Here is a 21,265-nt window from a genome sequence, read left to right on the forward strand (position 1 = left end):
CAGTGCCACAATATAGTATTTGATTACAATCAAATCTATTTGAGCAGAAAATCGAGGATACGGTATTCGACCCAGGTAAATTCTTGAGAACGATTTACAAATCCTGTATGACCACCAAATTTTGGCATTTCCAAAATAATTTCAGGCTTACTTTCGGCCAAGGAAACCGGATAGCAAGCAGGTCCCAGAAGTGGATCATTCAAAGCATTTATAATTAATGCTGGGATCGAAATTGCTGGCATCCAATTATCTGCACTCACACTTTGATAGAAATCATCTGCATCTTTAAATCCATGGATCTTTGCTGTGAAAAGGGTATCAAATGTGTCAAAATCATCAACTTTCTCCAGCATCTCCAAATCAATCAACTCTGGAAATTGCAAAGCCTTAGCTGCCATTTTCTTCTTTAGCTTACTCAAAAATCGCTTTTTATAAAAAACATTCCGTTTTTCCTTAAGCGTGGCAGCACTGGATGGAAGGTTACATGGGGTAGAATAAACAGCTGCTTTTTTGATTCTAGGATCAAGATCAAGCCCTTTTTCGCCCAGATATTTCAATGTCTGAGCACCTCCCATACTAATGCCTGATAGATAAATTGATTTGTAATCATAAGTACTAAAGACATGCTCAATTACCGTATCGAGATCATAACTAGCCCCGTGATGATATAGAATTGGCTTCAGGTTAAGTTCTCCTCCGCATGTTCGATTATTCCAAACTAAGGCATCAATCCCATTTTGATTGAAAAGCTTCACCAATCCCATGATATAATGCCGGCCCGAGTCTCCCTCCAGTCCATGCGAAAGAACAAGCAGTTTGTCACTCCCTACTTTTGACCAATCCAAATTGAGAAAATCTTCATCAGGGGTTTTTATTTTTTCGCGCTGATAGCTCACTCCCGTTACCTTTCTAAATAAACTCGGAATAATAGTCTCTAAATGACCGTTAAAAAGATAAAAAGGTGGTCCTGAATAGTTTGATTTAAGAATAGGCATGAATCAGAATATGAGGAAGAAAGCTTTAAAGAAATATTACAATTACTTTAAATACACTAGAGAAACACAATTTACTTTTAATAAAGTAAAGTTTCTTAATAGGTTTTAAAGATTGAAAAATAGAGCTGAAAGTGCACTCCTTTTTTTATTTAATCAACGATCGAGATTCACAGATTGCAGCTTCCAAAAAAGAGAATAAGATCTCTTTGTGGTCTTCAAAAGCAACACCAAAGCCATTAGAATCTAAAATATCTTTTCCATTATGGAGCTCTGCAATGATATCATCGAAGCCAAACATAGATAGCGTTGGCTTGAGTTTATGACGGATTTGCTTAATAATTTCCTCATTCTTCGTAATCGAAGCTTCAAGATATTTTTCCCTTAACTCAATCAACCCTTGGTAAATTGCAGTTGTCAATTGATTTTCGAACTCATCGTCACCATCAGACATTCCAGAAATGAGTGACCTAAGTTCAGGATACATTAATTTCATAAATCAGAAATATGGGTTGATTTTCCGGCAAGATATCCAGTAGACCAGGCTGCTTGAAAATTAAAACCTCCAGTGATACCGTCTATGTCTAATACTTCGCCAGAGAAATATAAATTCGGGTGATATTTACTTTCCATGGTATTCGGGTCTATTTCATCAAGTTTAATTCCTCCTGCGGTCACAAACTCCTCTTTAAATGTGGTTTTCCCTTGAATGCTCAAAGTATAGCAAAAAAGATTTTGGATCAATTTATTCAGCTGTTTTTTAGAAAGATTGTTGAAAGTTTGAACACTTTCTATTCCCGCCTTCTCACAGAAATGCCCCCAAAGCCTGGATGGCATCTCAAAAAGTGGATGAGAAAAAACTTTCCGATTAGGGTGATTAATGCTGTAACTCTTTAAATGTTCTTCATAATCCTTCTCTCCCAAATCACCATTCCAATTGATTAAAGCTGTAGCCTGGTAGTGTTGGTCATGGAGCCACTTGGCGCCAAAAGCTGAAAGCTTTAGAACCGCAGGCCCACTTAATCCCCAATGGGTAACCAATATCGGACCTTGATAACTTAGTTTGGTACCTGCGATTTTGACGATTCCATTTGGAACAGAAATCCCCATCAACTCTTTCAAAGTCTCTTGGGGTGTATTGAAAGTAAAAAGTGAAGGAATAGGCTCAATGATACTATGATTCAATATCTTAAGAAAAGAGTAACTCTCTGATTTTGGAAAGCCACCAGTAGCAATAATGAGCTTGTCGAATGTAAATTCACCCTGACTAGTAGTCAATTTGAAGCCAGGACTGATAGGAAGGATTTCGGAAATTCCACAAGATTTTAGAATTTGAATATTCAATTTACTCGCTTCTTTCACCAAACAATCAATTATGGTTTGGGAATCATCCGTGGTTGGAAACATCCGCCCATCTGACTCCACCTTCAAGCTGACCCCTCGCTTTTCAAACCAAGCGATGGTATCATTTGAGTTGAATCTTGGGAAAACTTTCTTAAGAAATTTTTCCCCTCTGGGATAATTTTTGATCAACTTGGATACTTCCATAGGTTGATGAGTGACATTGCATCGTCCACCACCCGACACCTTGACTTTGGACAATATTTTAGGAGTTTTTTCGAATATGGTCACCGATCTCCCCGGTCCACTTGCATGTATTGCAGCAAAAAAACCTGCAGCACCTCCTCCTATAATTGCTATTTTCATGGATTTCCGAGCAATCAACTATTAACGTTTTCTTGTAAAAGATCCTAAAATCCCGCGGGTTAACTCTCTGAAAATAGTCCTTCCAAGTTGTCTTACCATTGTATTCTTGCTCAATTCCTCGATAAGTGATTCTTCTTCTTTTACTCTAGTTCGGGGAAGAGATGGCTTGGGCAAAGTGGCTTTTTGCTGCTCTTCTTCTACTTGGATCATCTTTTTCTCAAGCATTTCAAATGCACTCTCCCGGTCTATGTCTTGATTGTATTTATCTACCAATTTAGAATTGGATACTAAATCTATGATCTCTGAATTTTCCAAAATATCCATTCGCGTGATTGGAGCTCTCACCAAAGTGTGCGCTAAAGGCGTAGGAATACCTTTTTCATTCAATGCTGTCACTAATGCCTCACCGATACCCATTGCCGTAAGGACCTCTGAAGTCTTGTAAAAAGGTGAATCAGGATAGTTTTCTGCAGTTTTTGAAATTGCCTTTCGATCTTTTGCAGTAAAAGCCCTTAAAGCATGTTGAACTTTCAGGCCAAGCTGACCAAGAATATTCTCGGGCACATCGGTCGGTGTTTGTGTACAGAAGTAAACCCCCACTCCTTTTGATCTGATAAGTTTTACAATGGCCTCAATTTTTTCCAATAAATCATTAGAAGCATTCGAAAAGACCAAATGTGCTTCGTCAATAAATAAACACAGTTTTGGCTGATCAGCATCACCCTGCTCCGGAAAAGTCTCATAAATCTCTGATAAAAGACTTAACATAAAAGTTGAAAAGAGTTTTGGGCGATTTTGAATATCAGTCAATCGAATGACAGAAATCACACCTTTACCATTTTCGGTTCGTACAAAGTCTTCGACATCAAAGGATTTCTCCCCAAAAAACTCTTCCGCTCCCTGCTGCTCCAATTCGATGATCTTTCTCATGATAGTATTGACAGAAGCAGAAGATACTTGACCAAACTCCTTTTGAATCGCTTCTTTTCCCTCATTGGTAATAAACTGAAGTACACGTTTCAGGTCTTTCAAATCAAGAAGTGGAAGATGATTTACATCACAATACCTAAAAATTAGTGAAATTACTCCACGCTGGGTATCGTTCAATTCAAGAATTTGAGAAATAAGAACCGGTCCAAACTCAGAAACCGTTGCTTTTAACTTTACTCCTTTCTCATTTGAAATTGACATAAGTTCAACTGGCAATCCCATTGGATTATAATCCACTCCAATGACCTCAGATCGCTTTTTGATAAAATCATTTGCGGTTCCAGGTTTAGCCAGACCCGAAAGATCACCTTTCAAATCCATCAAAACAGAAGGAATTCCCTTCAAGGACAGCTGTTCTGCAATCACCTGAAGTGTTTTGGTTTTTCCTGTCCCTGTAGCTCCAGCTATTAAACCATGCCGGTTAAGGGTTTTAAGTGGAATTTTAATTTGGGCTCCATTTATTGATTCTCCGTCCAGGATTCCGGTACCCAAAATGATAAAGTCCTTCTTATATACCTGACCATCAGCCAAGGTAGAGATGAATTTTTCTGTATTGCTCATTTCATTTTTCTTTAAAAATTTAAACTACAAAAAAAACCTTGATGCCAAGAGCAAAAAGGTTTTCAAATGAAAAAGGTATTGTAATTAATTAGTATGTCACCATAGGAGCAAGTTCTTTAGCCTGGGCTATGAAGTCTTCAATCTTTGACAAAGCAGGAACTGCTTTTGTAAGACCTTTCTCCTCTTGTGTTTTTGTCAAAGCCGCATGCAGGTTCTCAGCATTTCGGTTTCTTAATTCTTTCACGGTATCCACTCCTGCTGCCTTCAAAAGTTCTGCAAATTGACTTGCAACACCTTTGATTCTAAATAGATCAGCCATATTTACCCAATCCAAGATTTTACCCTCATCTATTCCTGAAGCTTCAGCAATTGATTTTCTTCCTGATTTAGAAGCTCCTTTTTCAAGAAGACCTTCGATGGTTGATATTCCGGCAGCGGAAAGTTTTCCTTTGTAAACTTCTCCAATTCCTTCGATCATTGTAATTGCTTGTGCCATGTTTCTTTAGGTGTTTATAATTATTGTAAAACTTAATTTTTGAATTAATCCCCAAAATAAAGACAATTTTTAATTTCCAAAACCCAAATAGAAATTTGGGAAAAGAAATATCGATTTGTAAACATTAACTTTACATACTCATTAATACTCTTTTTATTTGGTTTCAATGATCCGAAAATTAACCTTGAAAAGCCCACTCAAGTCCCCCGCGTTATTCCTTTTGATTGCTTTTGCATTTTGTCTTACCCATTTTGCCAATGCTCAGATTAGTCCAAACCTTGGGCAAACTGACCGTTGGATGAAAGGTGCTCAAGCTGCGATGGAACGAAATGAGTATGAAACAGCTAACTCTATTTTCAGAGACCTCATAGATTCTGGACTTCCGTTACCTGAAGAAATGCCTTATTTCTTCGCTGAGACTCTTTTTGAGCTAAAGCAATATGACAATAGTGCCAACTTTCTAAACAAATATCTTGAGTTAAGTGGATTTGCCGGTGATCATTATCAGGGTGCTCAAGAATTACAAAAAAAATTAGCAGGTCCCTTAAATGAGATCAAAGTTTGTCAACTCTGTGACCGAAGAGGATACCGATTTAAAGTATGCTTTACCTGCGAAGGAGCCAGACAGATTGAGCAAGACTGCGACTATTGCAAGGCAAAAGGCGTAGTAGGATGCAGTCGCTGCAGTGGATCTGGTATGATCACACGTGTCAATATCTTTAAAATCGTAGAATATTTCGAGTGTGAACGCTGTAGTGGTAATGGAAGATTGACTTGTCCGGTTTGTGAGGGAAGTCTAAAAGAGGTTAGTTCCTGTAGAACTTGTAACGGTAGCGGAAAACTCTCCTCTGAAAATCTTTGCGATCACAAAGAAGAGTCTCACGCTCATTAAAAAAAAAGACCAGTTTGAGACTGGTCTTTTTGGTTTATGAATTTTTGAGATTACTTGCAATATTTTTTAAAAGCTTCTGCTGCACCAGGATATTCCAATGCCGAGCTCAATTGGAAATCCTCACAAGCACCTTTGACATTTTTTATCCCAATTTTCAATAATCCTCGATTGTAATAAGCCTGTCCGAAATCCTTGTCTAAAGTGATTGCATTACTGTATGCTTTCAATGCATCATCTGTCTTTCCCATCTGATGCAAAGCCCTAGCTTTCATAAATGAAGCCATTGCCGGTGCACCGGGAATTTCTGCTGCCCTATTTGAAAATAATAATGCGTTGGTATAATTTTTCTCTTTATGATGAAGATTTGCCAAGCTTAACAGAACTTGAAAGTTATTTGGATCCAAATCCAATGCTGCCTCAAAGTCAGATTCAGCCTCGTCAAAATTACCCAATTCTTCATGTGCTCGCCCCCTATGATATAAGACTCTCACATCATTCGGAGCATATTTTAATTCATTTGAATATTCGGCGATTGCTTGATCAAACTGAGAATCATTGTAATATTTATCTCCATTACTTACCTTGTTTTCACTACAGGAAAAGACAAATAGACTGGAAATCAAAGAAATAACTACTAGGGTACTTTTTTTCATTTAGAGTTGGTTTAGACTGCTACACTGTTGTCTCGAAGCGCATCATTGAGGGAAGTCTTGAGATCAGTGGAGGCCTTACGTTGGCCTATAATTAAGGCGCATGGCACTTGAAAGGTTCCGGAGGCAAAGGTTTTGGGAATAGTACCTGGGATCACTACTGATCTTTCCGGCACATATCCTTTGTACTCCACAGGTTCTGGTCCTGTCACATCGATGATTTTTGAACTAGCTGTTAGCGTTACTCCTGCTCCGATTACTGCTTGCTTACCGATTCGAACACCCTCTACGATGATTGCTCTTGAACCGATAAATGCTCCATCCTCGATAATCACAGGTGCCGCCTGCACTGGTTCCAAAACTCCACCGATACCTACTCCACCACTCAAATGAACGTCCTTGCCTATTTGCGCGCAAGATCCTACAGTTGCCCAAGTGTCAACCATCGTGCCACTGTCTACATAAGCGCCAATATTAACATAACTTGGCATCATCACTACTCCATTTGCCAAGTAAGCACCATACCTTGCTACAGCGTGGGGAACGACCCTAACTCCTTGCTTTGCATAGTTTGATTTCAAGGCCATTTTATCGTGAAACTCAAAAGGCCCAACTTCGATCGTCTCCATCTTTTGAATAGGAAAATAAAGAATCACAGCCTTTTTCACCCAGTCATTTACCTTCCATGAACCATCACGTGCAGGTTCGGCAACTCTCAAAACTCCGGAATCCAGATCTGCAATGATGGTTTTAATAGCAATTTGAGTTTCTTTCTCTTTCAATAATTCTCGGTTATCCCAAGCTTTTTCAATGATTGTTCTGAGTTCCATATTTTTGGTTAGTTTCGTTTATGAGTGAAAATTTCGCTTCGCGAATCCCTATTCTTATTGCTTCTTCCCTCAAACCTACCCGTGATTCACGGGCTTGGGAGAAACTTGGTATTTCGCTGCGTGAAACAAATAAATACGAATTAAACATCATAGGCTTTTCTACTAAAAAGGAAGAAAAGATCGAAAGTGTTAAGTTTTATTCTTCTTTTGCCAGTCCTGGTTCAAAGCTTTCCCGAATCCTGTCGCTGGTTCGGTTTACAAAAACCCTATTTCAAGTCCGACCGAAAATTCTCATTTGTTGTACTTACGAATACCTTTCCATAGCCTCTTTCTTTAAAAATCGAATGGGTTATAAACTTGTCTACGATGTCCAAGAAAACTATGCAGCAAACCTGAATTTGAATCCAACTTTGTCTTCCTCACAAAAATCAAGAGCAGCAAAGTTGATCCGAAAAATGGAAGACGTAAAAGGGATAGATTTATACTTTTTCGCTGAACGATGCTATCAAAATGAGATGCCTGAAAAGTCTCCTTTTCTAATTTTGGAGAATAAATTCAAAGGCCAAATCCGTGAAAAATCTAACTTGGTTTTCGATCAAAAAGATAAGTTTTCATTCCTGATTTCAGGTACTATTACCCCTGCATTTGGGATCTTTGACGGGATCATTTGGTTTAAAGAAATTCTAAAAAAATACCCAAAATCTTCACTCCATATTATCGGCCATATTCCACTTCAAAGTTTCCAATGTGAACTGGAAAAACTAACCGAAAACTATCCTCAAATCAAGGTTCAAACTAGTCCAATTCCTATCGATCATCAGGCAATTATCAAAGCTTATTCTTCGGTTGATTTCTGCCTTTTACCTTATCAAAATCATTCTGAGATTTGGAATAAAATGCCCACCAAATTATTTGAAGCAGCAGCTTTAGGTGTTCCTGTTTTAATTTCGCCCAATCCGAAATGGGAGGATTTTTTAAAAGATTTTTCGGGAGGATGTTTTATTAATTTTTCAAAACCTGAGCTTGCAATATCACAATTCGATCAAGCGATTCAACAGACTTTTTTTACTGCTAATCCAAGCCCCTCCATTCTTTGGAATTCCCAAGAAGCTGATTTTTTATCAGCCATAGAAAAACTCCTTCTCTAAAATCAAGTCGTGGATAAGTCTCAAAAGTTATCCACCTATACCCATTTCTTGACACTCTATTCTTCATATTGGAAACTCTAATCTGAAATGACTTTTTATGGAAATGAAAGTAATGCATCTTTAATTCTCCCATTCATTTAATTGATCCACAATATTTTCTATTATTTATTAGTCAAGGCTAATTTTTTATTTCGAATAACCTAAACCGGAACGCACAACAAACTTCAGGTTATCCACAGCTCTTTTAGCTTATTAAAAATATTATTTTAGATATAGCTAAATTATTTTTTATATTTGCCATAGTATTAACCCTAAGACGATTTTGACTACCGCAGAAGAGAATTATTTGAAAGCCATATACCACCTTTCAGAGGATGGAAAAAAAAGTGTATCCACCAATGATGTCGCCCGGGAAATGAAAACAAAGCCCGCCTCTGTCTCTGACATGCTTCGTAAACTTGGCGAAAAGGAGATGATCGAATACCGGAAATATTATGGAGTTCACATCACCGAAGAAGGCAAGCGAATGGCACTTCAAACTGTACGGAAACATAGACTATGGGAGGTCTTTTTGGTTGACAAATTAAACTTCGCCTGGGATGAAGTTCATGAGGTAGCAGAGGAGTTGGAACACATCCAATCTCCCCTACTCATCCAACGACTGGATGCCTATCTCAACTACCCAAAATTTGATCCCCACGGAGACCCAATTCCGGATGAATTTGGAGATGTAAAAGCAAAGCCACGAGTCGCTCTAAACGAGATGGAGATCGACCAAATGGGACAAATTGTAGCAGTCAAAGACAGCTCTGCTGCCTTCCTTAAATACCTCGATAAAGTAGGTGCCTACATCGGCGCTCGAATCAAAGTTTTGGACAAGGTAGAGTTCGACGGATCAATTGAAATTTTGGTCGATCAGAAGAAAAATCTCTTTATGTCAAAAGAAGTAGCAGTTAACATTTTGATCCTCCAATCATGATCTCAACTCGAATCATATTGCCTCTGCTCCTACTCACTTTTGCCAGCTGCAAATTTGAAAATCCAGAGGAACGTCTCAAACCACAAATCGTCACAACGACCAGTATTTTGGCAGATGGAATCCGCAACATAGTTGGAGATTCGGCCGAGGTAGTCGCACTAATGCCAGCAGGTGTTGACCCCCATTTATACAAAGCCTCTGCTCGAGATTTGGATCTATTGCAAAATGCAGACTTGGTAATTTATCATGGACTTTTTCTGGAAGGGAAAATGACGGAGATATTCGAAAAGCTGGAATTCAGTCAGACTTTGATCAATGTCTCAGAGAAAATCCCACATGATCGACTCCTTCGGTCTGGACCCGAGGCCCACTCCGTAGATCCACATATTTGGTTTGATGTCAACTTGTGGTCCATGGCAATGTCCCATGCTGCAGAAGAAATCATTCTTTGGAAACCAAACTGGAAAACAAGTATTGAAACAAACTCGGCTATTTTCCAATCTAAGCTTTCAGTCCTAAATGAGGAAACTGCTAGAAAAATGCAAGAACTACAACGTTCCAATCAGGCGCTAATTACAGCTCATGATGCATTTGCATACTTTGGTCGAGCTTATGGAATCGAAGTTTTGGGATTACAAGGTTTATCCACACTCAGCGAACCCGGTCTTCGGGATTTGACAGGTTTGGTTCAATTTATTGTAAGCCGAAAAATCAAAGCAGTTTTTGCAGAGCAAACCATTTCTCCAAAAGCAATTGAAGCAGTAGTCGCAGGTTGCAAAAACCAAAACCACGAGATAAAACTTGCAGGTCCATTATTCACCGATAGTCTTGGCGATCCCAATGGACCTGCCGGAACCTATATCGGAATGGTCAACACCAATGTTAACGTCATCTTTGAAAGCCTTAAACCATGATAAACCACGTAGAATCACCCATCATCGAAATTCATGACCTTACGGTAAGTTATGATCAAAGTCCTGTACTCTGGAATGTGGATTTAAGCCTTCCGTCAGGAAAATTGATCGGAATCTTGGGTCCAAATGGAGCAGGAAAAAGCACGCTTATCAAGGCTATAATGGGCCTAGTCTCTCCTTCAGGAGGATATGTCAAGCTTTTTGATAAATCCTTGGAAGAAGTTCGAAGCCGAATCAGCTATGTACCACAGCGAGAATCAGTAGACTGGAATTTTCCTGCATCTGTCCTTGACGTGGTATTAATGGGGACCTACGGCAAACTTGGACTTTTTAAAAGACCTGGGAAAAAGGAAAAGGAACTCGCAATGGAATGCTTAGAAAAAGTAGGGATGCATGGTTTTGCCAAACGTCAGATTTCAGAGCTTTCAGGAGGACAGCAACAACGAGTTTTTATAGCGAGATCGCTTGCTCAGAATGCAGACCTCTATTTAATGGATGAACCTTTCGCTGGGGTAGATATGGCTACAGAGACTGCTATTTTCGAACTTTTGAAGCAAATGACTGCAGAAGGAAAAACGGTGGTCGTGGTCCATCATGACATTTATTCTGCTGTGAATTACTTCGATTGGTTTATCATGCTCAATCTTCATTTGGTTGCTTCCGGCCCAAAAGAAACAGTCATTACTGAAGAGCTACTTCGTAAAACCTATGGTGGAAAACTGAATTTACTTACCAAAGTATCTGAATTGATCCGTCAGAAAGAATTCAATCCTTTGAAAAACTGATATGAGCGATTTTCTCTACTTCTTCACTTTTCAAGACTCTTCGATTGCATTTGTTGTAATCGGGATTATTCTTCTTGGGGTAGGTTCAGCCTATGTAGGCACCTACAGCTTTTTGGACAAAAAGGCGCTTCTTGGAGATGCTATTTCTCATGCAGTTTTACCAGGAATCTGTCTGGGTTTTATCCTTGCGGGAACAAAAAACCCTGTTTATATCGTATCTGGGGCATTCTTTTCAGGGGCCCTAGCCACTTTTTTAACCTCTTGGCTTCGCAAAAACACCCGCTTGAGTGAAGATGCCATCATTGCTTCCATCCTATCCATTTTCTTTGGGTTCGGGATCGTATTGTTAACAGTGATTCAAAAGTCAGGAAACCCTGAAATGGCAGGATTGAATCAATTTATCTTTGGTAATGCAATCGCAATTTTAGAAGAAGATCTTTGGGTCTATGGAGGATTAGCTGTTTTCATTATTCTTTCGCTAAGTATATTTCAAAAGGAATTTAGCCTGCTAGTCTTTAATGCCGAATATGGGAAAGCTATTGGCTACCCTATGGGATTGATCCGATTGATTTTTAATGTATTAATGATCTTATCTGTTGTGATCGGAATTCAGGCGATCGGGGTAGTTTTGATGGCGGCACTGCTAATTACCCCTGGAGCTGCTGCGAGATTCTGGACTGATAAGCTGGGAAATTTAGTAATCCTTGCAGGAATCTTTTCCGCAGTCTCAGGAGTCATGGGAACATACATTTCCTTTATTCTACCACAAATGCCAACCGGTCCCTGGGTCGTCGTCTTTCTTTCGTTTTTAGCCTTGATTTCATTCCTTTTTGCTCCAAAGCGAGGAGTGCTTTCAAGATTTATTTCCAGAAGAAGTTATCTCAAAAAGACACACCAAGACCACCTATTGAAAGCACTCTACCGGGCACTTGAGGCAGGGAAAGAAAACCTGTCCATAGAAGAAATCTATGAGGCCTATCCCTTTCAAAAGAAAGAATCAGACCGATCTATTGATAATTTAATCAGTAATGGTTTAATAATTAAAAACCAGTCTATTATATCACTCACTCCTAAAGGTAAATCAGAGTCTAAACGTATAGTTCGACTTCATAGACTTTGGGAATTATACCTAAATGAGTACATGAATATTGCGCCGGATCACGTCCATGATTCAGCAGAAAAACTCGAGCATATCCTCACACCTGAGCTGGAAGAACTGCTTGAAAACCGACTTAATTATCCGAAACTAGATCCTCACCAGGAGACTATCCCCCGCGACCATGATGAGCTTTGACCAAAATGCATTTCTGATCATATTCACCGCTTCGATGATCTCTATTTCCTGCGGTCTTTTAGGAGTATTTATGATGCTTCGCAAAATGTCCATGACAGGAGATGCTATTTCACATGCAGTTTTACCGGGAATAGTAATCGGGTTTTTCGTCTCAGGAAGTCAGCGGGGACTTGAAGTGATCATTGGTGCTGGAGTCTTAGGGATTTTAGCTACGCTGATGATCGATTGGCTGAGAAGAAAGGCAAGAGTTCAACTTGATGCTTCCATCGGAATCACCTTTACCCTACTCTTTGCTATCGGAATCATTCTGATCAATCTGTTAGCATATAAAGTGGACCTCGACCAAGAATGTGTGCTTTATGGGGAAATTGCCTACTTACCAATTGATCTCTGGATCACTGGCGGGGGTCAAAACATGGGGCCAAGAATCATGTATTTGGCACTTCTAAATTTAATTTTAGTAGGAGGATTCATCTTTTTGTTTTTTAAAGAGTTAACTGTAACCAGTTTTGATGAAAACTTCAGCATGGTCATTGGCATCCCGGCAGGAGTTATCAATCTAGGATTAATGAGTATGGTGTCATACACTACCGTCAGCAGCTTCGAAGCGGTGGGTGCGATTTTGGTGGTTGCACTTTTGGTAGTGCCTCCTGCCACGGCTTTCCTTTGGACCAAAAAACTAAACCAATTGATCAAAATCACCATTGGAATTGGAATCGGAATCGCCTTTCTTGGATATTATTTGGCATATTTCTTCGATAGTTCCATCGCGGGAATGGTTGTAAGTGTAGCCGGAATTGTATTTTTGGCAAGCGCATTGTATAAAAGTAAACTAATCAGCAACAGATTTGGAACTTCAACTAATCAAGAGTCGTTTGGAAATTGATATGGAAAAAATTAGGATATTCTTCTTTTTAATAGCCCTTGGCTTTTTGAGCCAAAATGTAAATGGGCAAGATCAAATCGAATGGATGAAATTCGAAGAAGCTGTGGAAGCAAACGAATTTCAAAAGAAGATGCTTTTTGTGGACGTGTACACCGATTGGTGCGGTTGGTGCAAAAAGATGGATAAAGAGACATTCACTGATCCTAAGGTCATCGAATACATCAATTCGAATTTTTACGCCGTGAAATTGAATGCGGAGGACACCAAGCGCACTTTTAATTTTATGGGAAAAGAATATAATGAAGCCCAAATGGCCGCGGCTATGCGGGTTCGCTCCTATCCCAACTTTGTGATCATAGATTCTACTTTACAGAATATCACTCAAATGCCAGGCTACAGAGAGCCTGTTCCTTTTTTGGAAACCTTGACAGGGGTCGTTGCTAATGCATTTCCAAAGAAATGAGTTTCAACCTTTCTGATCAAAAAGACACCATTATTGCACTGGCAACCCCACAAGGTGTTGGAGCAATCGCAGTTATTCGACTTTCAGGCCCAGAGGCTATTCGTTTAACCAACGAGGTGTTTTTTGGAAAAAATCTCGAAAAACAAGAATCTCATACCATTCATTTTGGCACCATCCGAGATGGGGAAAAAATCATCGACGAGGTGTTGGTATCCTTGTTTATTGCGCCAAAGTCATTTACCAAGGAAAACGTAGTGGAAATCTCCACTCATGGATCTTCCTACATAATTAATCAGGTCTTAAAACTCTTTATTCGCAAAGGCGCAAGACTTGCAAAACCAGGCGAATTCACTCAAAGAGCATTTTTAAACGGTCAATTTGATCTAGCCCAAGCTGAGGCTGTTGCCGATTTGATCCATGCAGATTCGGAGACCAGCCATCAGGCAGCCTTGAATCAAATGCGTGGAGGATTCAGTTCTGAAATTCAGCAGCTTCGCTCCCGATTAATCCATTTCGCTTCCATGATTGAATTGGAACTGGATTTTGGCGAAGAAGATGTGGAGTTTGCCAGTCGGGATGAATTACGCGCGCTTGTTGAGCGACTGCTTCGAGTGGTGGAGGAATTGATTTTGAGTTTTGATCTGGGAAATGTCATTAAAAACGGCGTTCCGACTGTTATTGCGGGGAAACCGAATGCAGGGAAATCCACCTTGCTCAATGCCTTACTTAACGAAGAGAAAGCGATTGTCTCGGAGATTGCGGGAACAACCCGTGATTTTATCGAGGATGAAATCAGTATCGGCGGAGTGATTTTCCGATTTATCGATACAGCTGGACTTCGTGAGACTACGGATACGATTGAAGCTATTGGCGTAAGCCGAACTCAGGAGAAAATGAAGACTGCATCCCTGATTTTATACCTCTTTGATTTGAGTGATACAGATTTAGTGGAGGTCAACCGAGAGATCAATAAACTCGAAAATCAAGGTGTCCCATTCCTTAAAGTAGCCAATAAGACTGATAAAGCTAAAGCCAATATTAGTAGCGAGTTAAAGGAACAGCATCCAGATACGATTTTTATTTCCGCAGGAAAAAAAGAAAACCTGGAAGATCTTAAAATTCGAATTTTAGAACTGGTAAATCTGGACAAATTCAGAACAGGAAATACTATTGTCACTAATGTGCGGCATTACGATTCTCTGGTCAAAACCCGGGCTTCCCTCCTAGACATTCTGAGTGGTTTGGATAATCAGATCAGCAATGATTTTGTGGCGATGGATATCCGGCGCTCACTACATTTCCTCGGGGAGATCACCGGAGAAATAACAACTGATGATCTCCTCGAGAATATTTTTAGGAATTTCTGTATCGGAAAGTGATACTATTTATCTAAGCTGTAAATCCACCATCGACGACATTGGTCGATCCTGTCACAAACTTACTTCGGTCTGATGCCAAGAATAGCGCCATTTCTGCGATGTCTATATTATCTGCATAGCGACCGAGCGGAATCATTTTTGTAAAATTTTCTTTAACCGCTTCACCAGCTCCCGGTGCAAAGCCTTCTTCCAATGATCGCATCATTCGATTATCTACCGGAGAGGGATGGATTGTATTTACCCGGATTTTATCAGGCGCACCTTCCAAAGCTCCCGTTCTCATCAATCCTATCGTGGCATGCTTACTGGCGACATAGGCTGAAACTTGTGCGGTTCCCCGTAGTCCAGCTACCGAAGAGGTGATAATCACCGAACCTCCGCCTCCTTGTTTGAGAGCGGCAAAACCATATTTCATTCCCAGCCAAACTCCTTTGACATTGACGCCTATTACATGATCAAATTCTTCCTCAGGATATTCCGACATCGGTTTGACTACACCCTCTACCCCTGCATTGAGGAAGATTACATCGATTTTCCCAAAGTTTTTGAGCGCCTCATCTGTGTATCGCTTCACGTCCGCAGCTTTGGACACGTCAGCCTGAATGTAAAGGACATTTTTTCCTTCAAGTTCTTTTTTAGCCTCATCTAGGTTCTTCTGGCTGAAGTCCACCAAAGCAATTCCCTTCGCTCCTTCTTTCAGAAAAAGTTTGGCAGTGGCAAGTCCGATTCCGCCTGCTCCACCCGTAATAATTGCGATTTTATCTTTCAGTTCCATGGTATACTGTTTTTGGTTTAATAAATTCAATTTAACCAATTGAAAAAGAAAAAGTCATGACATGAATCATGTCTAGAGGTTTTGTCACCCCTATTCTAAATTCCAATTATTCAATGGGTTTAATTTGCCTAGACTTTTTCGGCTTTTATATTCTACTAGAAAGGAAGTTATAATACAAATGACTATTTGTGGCTGCTATTTAGCTATGGTCAATTGGGAAAATAATATAGTTGATCTGCTCAAAATATTTAATGGATCAATTCTTAATTTTTATAAGCCATTTAAAAATTAATCTTAGTTTGTTTTCTTTACGCTAAAGTTAACGATCTTAAATACGCCAAACTTATTCAACGAATACCCAAATGAGACTCCTTTTTACCTTTGCCCTTTTCTTAATCGGGAATCTGCTTCAAGCCCAAGTTGAAATCGTTGCCGAACAGGATCAGGACAGGAACCTAACGCTTTTGGCTTTCAACAAAAGTAAAATCCCATATACCATACAGATCGAATTTATAAAGCTGGAAAATCTGGCCTCCCCGGATGGCAGATTGATCTATGGGGTTGCCACGCCTGGTAAAAGTAATTTGGTAAAGCTCTATTCGGAATATGTAAACGTGCAGACGGGCTTCCAATACAACACCAAATTGTATAAAGGCGACTACCTACAAAGTAGTCAAGACCGACCAGCATATTTGATACCAGTCGAAGAAGGCACAACTCTCAGCATGCGTCCGCTTACAGTTGAGATACCTCAAAATACCAGCGTGCAGGGAAGTCTTCCTTATACTGGAGTAGGATTTTATTTTGAAAAACCGACCGTCATTTGTGCTCCTCGGAAAGGGATAGTTTCAGAAATCAAAATGGACATAGAAAAAGCTTCATCCGGACCTTCTGATTTTAACTCCGAAAATTATCTGGAGATTTACCACCAAGACGGGACCTTCAGTCGATTGTCTGGACTAAAAGCAGGTTCGGCCAAAGTGGATATTGGGGACGTGGTTTTTCCCGGCCAGGCAATCGCTGAATCCTCCACCCTACCTGATCAGACCAAACATCATGTCAAAATGATCCAAAGCCGGTGGGAAATGGGTGACAGGGGAATGGTTTGGATGAATTTTCCTATAACTATTTTTGCAGATTTACAGAAAGTCCAAAGTGACCAAGCTTTGGAAGTACTCAGAGTTGCTCATCCCACAGAACTCATCTCAAAAGAAATGGACAAAAAAGAACTCAAAAAGTATTTGGGAAAATAAGGGATTCAACTCTAGTTCAATCCAATCCATTTTCAAAATCAATTACCAAGCAATATGACTTTGTCGCCATTGATTTAAATATTTCTGGTATATGTTGGCTGGTGTAATGATAGGTCTCCTCATGTTAGATATATCATTGGTTTATGCCAATTTAAAGTCAATCAGAAACCTTCTATACTGAGACAAAGTTGAGTTCCGGATTTTTTAGTCAAACTCGATCTTTTGACTAGAATTATCCTTTGTTAAACTCTTTTCCTTTTATTATTGGAACGTAGAGGGCAACATTTATCCCAACGATAATAAATAGTATTCCAAATCCTTTCAAAGTAACGTCCGAGAGGTTCATTGCTACAATAGTCCCAATACCCACTGCAAGTCCAAGAAGCGATCGAACAATAACAATCTTGAAAAGGACTTTTGATTTTAAATCAAAAATTCTGAGGCAGAATATAATTTCTGAGAAAGAATAGAAGATGAATAGAAAAGCGGTTATGGAGGTTAGTGTTTCTAGTGACTTCGAAAAAAACAATACTGAAAGTCCATAGACAAACATTGCCAAAGCATGCATTTCATGATAAGCAAATGCTGCTTTATTTTCACGATTCGATATTGCGCCGATAAAGGATAATACAGCTCCAAGAGTCAAGCTGATTCCCAATGTTAATTTTAGCGCATCAAAAGTAGTATAGTCAGAAAAAAGAAGAAAAGCACCAGCGAAAATTATTATAGCACCATACAAGTTGATCGGAAGATAGTTTTTCATAAATAATAGCTCAATTTTTAAAATCTGAAAATTAAAGAGTAATTCCTCAACTCTATTTATATATGTTGAAAATTAAACAATAGTAAAATTTTCAAAGCAAATTCACTTTACACATTTGAAGAAAAACAGGTGCTAAACTCAATATGATCTGTTTTTTCCATCAGGTACATAGAACTAGGTTTTATATAATTCTAAAACGATATTATTATATAGCAGAATTGTGGCTTTAGCACAAAGATGCATTGCCTATTACTAAAAAAGTTACACAATAATTAAAAAGATTTGCATCATTCACGCATCTTTCAAAGGAAAATCAAAACTTTGATTTTGATTTTTTTAAGAAGAGCTTGCATTAGTCATTTCATTCCCTGAAATCTTTTTTTGCACAAAACACTCCAAGTTATAAAACTTAGTCTCTGCAATATTTCGTTGGGATGTTTCGGTGAGAAATCCCTGGTGGATGGTAATTAATACAATTTGAAAAATCTTGAGATGCGCGATGGTATCATCACTTCGTTCATTTAATGAGTCGTTTTGAACAATTGGTATTTGATTGTCTTTCGCTACATCTAAGCTTCCCGTGAATCAATTTTCAAGGTTATAGGTGCTTTGCCCATGTCGCATCAGGAATAAATAAGACATAAGTCTATTTTTTACCGGCCGGTTTTTTACTTTCCGCCTGATGCATATTAGAAATACCTTTAAGCAATGCGTCCGGGTTGAAGGAAATACTATCAATCCCACAATCAACAAGAAACTGCGAATACTCAGGATAATCACTTGGTGCCTGACCACATAAACCGATTTTGACGCCTGCTACTTTTGCTTTTTCGATAGACATGCGGATCAACTGCATGACTGCTGGATCAAAAGGAGAAAAGATGTCGCTGAGTAATTCCGAATCTCTGTCAGCACCTAATGTTAATTGAGTAAGATCATTTGATCCGATGGAGAAGCCATCAAAATGTTTGGCAAATTCTTCTGCCTGAAGCGCATTACTTGGAATCTCCACCATCATGTATAGTTCCAGATCTTTTTTACCTCTTACCAATCCATTTTCCTTCATAATCTTAGTTACACTGGTTGCTTCTTTGATAGTTCGCACAAATGGCAGCATCAACTTTATATTGGTAAATCCCATTTCCTCCCGCACCATTTTCATCGCTTCGCATTCCATTACAAAAGCATCTTTGTATAAAGGATGATAATATCTTGACGCACCCCTGAAACCGATCATTGGGTTTTGCTCTTCAGGTTCAAATTGCTTTCCACCTAGGAGATTCGCATATTCATTTGATTTGAAGTCACTCATTCTTACAATGACATCTTTTGGATAAAAGGCAGCTGCAATCGTTGCAGTGGCCTCTGCCAGTTTATGAATGAAATAGTTTTTCTTATCCGGATATTGATGGGTTAATTCTTCAATTTCCTTGATGACTTCCGCATCTTGCAATTGATCAAAATGATGCAAGGCCATCGGGTGAATCTTGATCGTATTGTTAATAATGAATTCCATTCGCATCAGTCCCACCCCATTGTTTGGGAACAAGGAATATCGGAATGCCCTATCAGGATCTGCAAGAATGAGCATAATCTTAGTTTCGGGCATTTTAATTTTGGAAGTATCAATCTCTTGTTCATCCCAAGTACCTTTGCCATCATACACAAAGCCGGTATCCCCTTCGGCAGTAGAGATAGTCACAACTTGACCATCCTTAATTACTTTGGTGGCATTGCCGGATCCGACAATTGCGACAGCGCCTACTTCACGCGCTACAATAGCCGCATGAGAAGTCCTACCTCCCTGATCGGTTATAATACCCGCTGCTTTTTTCAGTATGGGATCCCAGTCAGGATCTGTTCTTCCTGTCACGAGAATTTCTCCCTTTTTCAGTTTGTCAATATCCTTTGGGGAATCCAGTCTTCTGGCAATACCCGAAGTGATCCGATTTCCCAAGCCAATTCCCTGGCAGATTAGCTTCCCCTTCTCCTTGATTTGATATTCTTTGAATTGACTTTTGTTTTCATTTTGACTGTGGACTGTTTCTGGGCGAGCTTGAACGATAAATATTTCATTGGTGTCGCCATCTTTCGCCCACTCGATATCCATGTGCCGTTTGTAATGTTCCTGAAGAATTATAGCCCACTTCGCCAGTTGGATTACTTCCTTATCATTGAGGATATACTTTTGCCTGTTTTCAGGTGAAGTGTCGAGATTGATGATGGCATCTTCCGGTTTTTGAATCTCGGACATTTTTTTATCAGCATACACCATCGTTTTCTCCTTGCTACCCAACCTTCTTGAGATAATAGGTTGCTTTACGTTATCGATAAATGGTTTATAGACCAAAAACTCATCGGTGTTTACGCTTCCTTGCACCACATTTTCTCCTAGCCCCCAAGCCCCGGTAATAAGCGCAACCTTATCAAATCCTGTATCAGGATCGAGTGTAAACATGACACCGGAACAGGCTTTATCCGATCGAACCATCATCTGTACACCTATGGATAGCGCAACTTTCATATGATCAAAGCCATTATCAACCCGGTATTTAATGGCTCTGTCTGTAAAAAGTGAAGCATAGCAACGGTGGCAGGCGGCAATCAGGTTTTCTTCGCCCTCTACATTTAGATAGGATTCCTGCTGACCGGCAAAACTTGCATTTGGCAAATCCTCGGCTGTTGCACTGCTACGCACAGCTAAAGAAACCGTGCTTCCTGAACGCTTTTGCAAGTGCTTATAGGAAGTTATTATCTCCTCACTCAATTCTTCGGGAAAAGATGCATCTAACAGCAATTGTCTGGCCTTAGAACCTATTTTGGACAGGTTTTTAAATGTTTTAAGATCCAATTCTGAAAGAATGGCTTTCAGCTTGGGTACAAGTTGGTTTTCATTTAAAAAATTCCAATAACCTTCATTTGTCACCGCAAACCCGTCGGGCACTTTAATGCCTTTGGAAGACAATTCTGAAAACATTTCCCCCAAGGAAGAATTCTTTCCTCCCACTTGGGCAATGTCATTTAGATGTATTTCTGAAAATTTTTTTATCTGTTTCATAGTAGTTTTGAATTAAGCTAAAAAGCTCCTTGTCTATTGGTGATTTGCTTTCGGTTAGGATTCCATCAATATCAAATACAATTAATTTTTTTTAAATCAGTACTTCTATCAATTACCTCTAGATCTTTACTAATTTCGGTTAAATAGTGAAAATTCGCTTGATACAAATAAGCATGTAGTGCTATTGGAAATAAATTTCAACCTGTTCTTTATTAAGAGGTACTCCCAATGCAAGTAACCCTATTTTAAGCGGACTAAAATACTTGATAATTCTCAATGTTTTTCCCTATCCTTTTCTGCTGTATTTCTTCCACTCTATTATAAGGTTTAACTTATAGAGGTGTCCTTTTAATTGCATATATTTATAGCTTTTCAAACGCTCAAAATGGATATATTTAAAGGTCAAGGAGTCATAGAGTTCAGTAAAAGCTTCCAAACTGAACTTGACTG

At 39.3% G+C, this 21,265-nt stretch carries 20 protein-coding genes; 10 read left to right on the forward strand and 10 right to left on the reverse strand.

What is annotated here, in order from left to right:
* Window positions 1-35: 35 nt before the first annotated feature.
* The 5 genes from P8O16_RS13815 to P8O16_RS13835 form a co-directional block, all read right to left on the reverse strand.
* Entirely contained in the window at window positions 36-995 is a 960-nt protein-coding gene (locus P8O16_RS13815; protein WP_300316027.1) for an alpha/beta fold hydrolase, read from the reverse strand.
* A 145-nt stretch (window positions 996-1,140) separates the two neighbouring features.
* On the reverse strand, window positions 1,141-1,488 hold the full coding sequence (locus P8O16_RS13820; protein ID WP_300316028.1) for a hypothetical protein: 348 nt from the start codon (window positions 1,486-1,488) through the stop codon (window positions 1,141-1,143).
* Window positions 1,485-2,699 (reverse strand): NAD(P)/FAD-dependent oxidoreductase, encoded by a 1,215-nt coding sequence (locus tag P8O16_RS13825; protein ID WP_300316029.1) that lies wholly within the window; start codon window positions 2,697-2,699, stop codon window positions 1,485-1,487. The genes P8O16_RS13820 and P8O16_RS13825 overlap by 4 nt, the downstream gene beginning before the upstream one ends.
* A gap of 21 nt (window positions 2,700-2,720) precedes the next feature.
* A complete protein-coding gene (locus P8O16_RS13830; RefSeq protein WP_300316030.1) occupies window positions 2,721-4,250 on the reverse strand; it encodes a helicase HerA-like domain-containing protein in 1,530 nt (509 codons plus the stop codon).
* Between the two features lie 88 nt (window positions 4,251-4,338).
* Window positions 4,339-4,746: a DUF4332 domain-containing protein gene (locus P8O16_RS13835; protein WP_300316031.1), complete on the reverse strand. Its 408-nt coding sequence runs from the start codon at window positions 4,744-4,746 to the stop codon at window positions 4,339-4,341.
* Window positions 4,747-4,930: 184 nt separating this feature from the next.
* On the opposite strand from P8O16_RS13835, the gene P8O16_RS13840 reads away from it, so the two are divergent.
* A complete protein-coding gene (locus tag P8O16_RS13840; protein WP_300316032.1) occupies window positions 4,931-5,638 on the forward strand; it encodes a molecular chaperone DnaJ in 708 nt (235 codons plus the stop codon).
* 50 nt (window positions 5,639-5,688) lie between these two features.
* Here P8O16_RS13840 and P8O16_RS13845 read toward each other — a convergent pair whose 3' ends face one another.
* Together P8O16_RS13845 and P8O16_RS13850 are read right to left on the reverse strand one after the other, a co-directional pair.
* Window positions 5,689-6,291, reverse strand: coding sequence for a tetratricopeptide repeat protein (locus P8O16_RS13845; protein WP_300316033.1), 603 nt, complete (start codon window positions 6,289-6,291; stop codon window positions 5,689-5,691).
* Window positions 6,292-6,302: 11 nt separating this feature from the next.
* On the reverse strand, window positions 6,303-7,118 hold the full coding sequence (locus P8O16_RS13850) for a 2,3,4,5-tetrahydropyridine-2,6-dicarboxylate N-succinyltransferase (RefSeq protein ID WP_300316034.1): 816 nt from the start codon (window positions 7,116-7,118) through the stop codon (window positions 6,303-6,305).
* 20 nt (window positions 7,119-7,138) lie between these two features.
* Here P8O16_RS13850 and P8O16_RS13855 point away from each other — a divergent pair, with 20 nt between their 5' ends.
* The 8 genes from P8O16_RS13855 (at window position 7,139) to mnmE (ending at window position 14,966) form a co-directional block, all read left to right on the forward strand.
* Window positions 7,139-8,266 (forward strand): glycosyltransferase, encoded by a 1,128-nt coding sequence (locus P8O16_RS13855; RefSeq protein ID WP_300316035.1) that lies wholly within the window; start codon window positions 7,139-7,141, stop codon window positions 8,264-8,266.
* Between the two features lie 319 nt (window positions 8,267-8,585).
* Entirely contained in the window at window positions 8,586-9,245 is a 660-nt protein-coding gene (locus P8O16_RS13860) for a metal-dependent transcriptional regulator (RefSeq protein ID WP_300316046.1), read from the forward strand.
* On the forward strand, window positions 9,242-10,159 hold the full coding sequence (locus P8O16_RS13865) for a zinc ABC transporter substrate-binding protein (RefSeq protein WP_300316036.1): 918 nt from the start codon (window positions 9,242-9,244) through the stop codon (window positions 10,157-10,159). Before P8O16_RS13860 ends, P8O16_RS13865 begins: the two co-directional genes overlap by 4 nt.
* Entirely contained in the window at window positions 10,156-10,944 is a 789-nt protein-coding gene (locus P8O16_RS13870) for a metal ABC transporter ATP-binding protein (RefSeq protein ID WP_300316037.1), read from the forward strand. The genes P8O16_RS13865 and P8O16_RS13870 overlap by 4 nt, the downstream gene beginning before the upstream one ends.
* A gap of 1 nt (window position 10,945) precedes the next feature.
* Entirely contained in the window at window positions 10,946-12,238 is a 1,293-nt protein-coding gene (locus P8O16_RS13875; RefSeq protein WP_300316038.1) for a metal ABC transporter permease, read from the forward strand.
* Window positions 12,225-13,124, forward strand: a complete 900-nt coding sequence (locus P8O16_RS13880; RefSeq protein ID WP_300316039.1) for a metal ABC transporter permease — start codon at window positions 12,225-12,227, stop codon at window positions 13,122-13,124. Before P8O16_RS13875 ends, P8O16_RS13880 begins: the two co-directional genes overlap by 14 nt.
* Before the next feature lies 1 nt (window position 13,125).
* Window positions 13,126-13,587: a thioredoxin fold domain-containing protein gene (locus P8O16_RS13885; protein WP_300316040.1), complete on the forward strand. Its 462-nt coding sequence runs from the start codon at window positions 13,126-13,128 to the stop codon at window positions 13,585-13,587.
* A complete protein-coding gene (mnmE, locus tag P8O16_RS13890) occupies window positions 13,584-14,966 on the forward strand; it encodes a tRNA uridine-5-carboxymethylaminomethyl(34) synthesis GTPase MnmE (RefSeq protein ID WP_300316041.1) in 1,383 nt (460 codons plus the stop codon). The genes P8O16_RS13885 and mnmE overlap by 4 nt, the downstream gene beginning before the upstream one ends.
* A 10-nt stretch (window positions 14,967-14,976) precedes the next feature.
* Here mnmE and P8O16_RS13895 read toward each other — a convergent pair whose 3' ends face one another.
* Window positions 14,977-15,741 carry an SDR family NAD(P)-dependent oxidoreductase gene (locus P8O16_RS13895; RefSeq protein ID WP_300316042.1) on the reverse strand — a complete coding sequence of 255 codons (765 nt, stop codon included), beginning with the start codon at window positions 15,739-15,741 and terminating at the stop codon, window positions 14,977-14,979.
* 362 nt (window positions 15,742-16,103) lie between these two features.
* Between P8O16_RS13895 and P8O16_RS13900 the strand changes: the two genes are divergently transcribed.
* The gene (locus P8O16_RS13900; protein WP_300316043.1) at window positions 16,104-16,994 is read left to right on the forward strand and encodes a hypothetical protein; all 891 of its coding nucleotides are present in this window, start codon (window positions 16,104-16,106) and stop codon (window positions 16,992-16,994) included.
* A 232-nt stretch (window positions 16,995-17,226) separates the two neighbouring features.
* Here the strand turns inward: P8O16_RS13900 and P8O16_RS13905 are convergent, their stop codons facing one another.
* Together P8O16_RS13905 and ppsA are read right to left on the reverse strand one after the other, a co-directional pair.
* Window positions 17,227-17,757, reverse strand: a complete 531-nt coding sequence (locus P8O16_RS13905) for a hypothetical protein (RefSeq protein WP_300316044.1) — start codon at window positions 17,755-17,757, stop codon at window positions 17,227-17,229.
* Between the two features lie 646 nt (window positions 17,758-18,403).
* Window positions 18,404-20,815 (reverse strand): phosphoenolpyruvate synthase, encoded by a 2,412-nt coding sequence (ppsA, locus tag P8O16_RS13910; RefSeq protein ID WP_300316045.1) that lies wholly within the window; start codon window positions 20,813-20,815, stop codon window positions 18,404-18,406.
* Between the last annotated feature and the right edge of the window lie 450 nt (window positions 20,816-21,265).

The sequence above is a fragment of the Algoriphagus sp. genome, from assembly GCF_029254265.1.
Lineage (GTDB): Bacteria > Bacteroidota > Bacteroidia > Cytophagales > Cyclobacteriaceae > Algoriphagus.

What these genes read in the sequence shown, in the direction of transcription:
- P8O16_RS13815 (WP_300316027.1), bottom strand. Translation starts at nt 995, where the DNA reads ATGCCTATTCTTAAATCAAACTATTCAGGACCACCTTTTTATCTTTTT.
- P8O16_RS13820 (WP_300316028.1), bottom strand. Translation starts at nt 1,488, where the DNA reads ATGAAATTAATGTATCCTGAACTTAGGTCACTCATTTCTGGAATGTCT.
- P8O16_RS13825 (WP_300316029.1), bottom strand. Translation starts at nt 2,699, where the DNA reads ATGAAAATAGCAATTATAGGAGGAGGTGCTGCAGGTTTTTTTGCTGCA.
- P8O16_RS13830 (WP_300316030.1), bottom strand. Translation starts at nt 4,250, where the DNA reads ATGAGCAATACAGAAAAATTCATCTCTACCTTGGCTGATGGTCAGGTA.
- P8O16_RS13835 (WP_300316031.1), bottom strand. Translation starts at nt 4,746, where the DNA reads ATGGCACAAGCAATTACAATGATCGAAGGAATTGGAGAAGTTTACAAA.
- P8O16_RS13845 (WP_300316033.1), bottom strand. Translation starts at nt 6,291, where the DNA reads ATGAAAAAAAGTACCCTAGTAGTTATTTCTTTGATTTCCAGTCTATTT.
- P8O16_RS13850 (WP_300316034.1), bottom strand. Translation starts at nt 7,118, where the DNA reads ATGGAACTCAGAACAATCATTGAAAAAGCTTGGGATAACCGAGAATTA.
- P8O16_RS13855 (WP_300316035.1), top strand. Translation starts at nt 7,139, where the DNA reads ATGAGTGAAAATTTCGCTTCGCGAATCCCTATTCTTATTGCTTCTTCC.
- P8O16_RS13865 (WP_300316036.1), top strand. Translation starts at nt 9,242, where the DNA reads ATGATCTCAACTCGAATCATATTGCCTCTGCTCCTACTCACTTTTGCC.
- P8O16_RS13870 (WP_300316037.1), top strand. Translation starts at nt 10,156, where the DNA reads ATGATAAACCACGTAGAATCACCCATCATCGAAATTCATGACCTTACG.
- P8O16_RS13875 (WP_300316038.1), top strand. Translation starts at nt 10,946, where the DNA reads ATGAGCGATTTTCTCTACTTCTTCACTTTTCAAGACTCTTCGATTGCA.
- P8O16_RS13880 (WP_300316039.1), top strand. Translation starts at nt 12,225, where the DNA reads ATGATGAGCTTTGACCAAAATGCATTTCTGATCATATTCACCGCTTCG.
- P8O16_RS13885 (WP_300316040.1), top strand. Translation starts at nt 13,126, where the DNA reads ATGGAAAAAATTAGGATATTCTTCTTTTTAATAGCCCTTGGCTTTTTG.
- mnmE (WP_300316041.1), top strand. Translation starts at nt 13,584, where the DNA reads ATGAGTTTCAACCTTTCTGATCAAAAAGACACCATTATTGCACTGGCA.
- P8O16_RS13895 (WP_300316042.1), bottom strand. Translation starts at nt 15,741, where the DNA reads ATGGAACTGAAAGATAAAATCGCAATTATTACGGGTGGAGCAGGCGGA.
- P8O16_RS13900 (WP_300316043.1), top strand. Translation starts at nt 16,104, where the DNA reads ATGAGACTCCTTTTTACCTTTGCCCTTTTCTTAATCGGGAATCTGCTT.
- P8O16_RS13905 (WP_300316044.1), bottom strand. Translation starts at nt 17,757, where the DNA reads ATGAAAAACTATCTTCCGATCAACTTGTATGGTGCTATAATAATTTTC.
- ppsA (WP_300316045.1), bottom strand. Translation starts at nt 20,815, where the DNA reads ATGAAACAGATAAAAAAATTTTCAGAAATACATCTAAATGACATTGCC.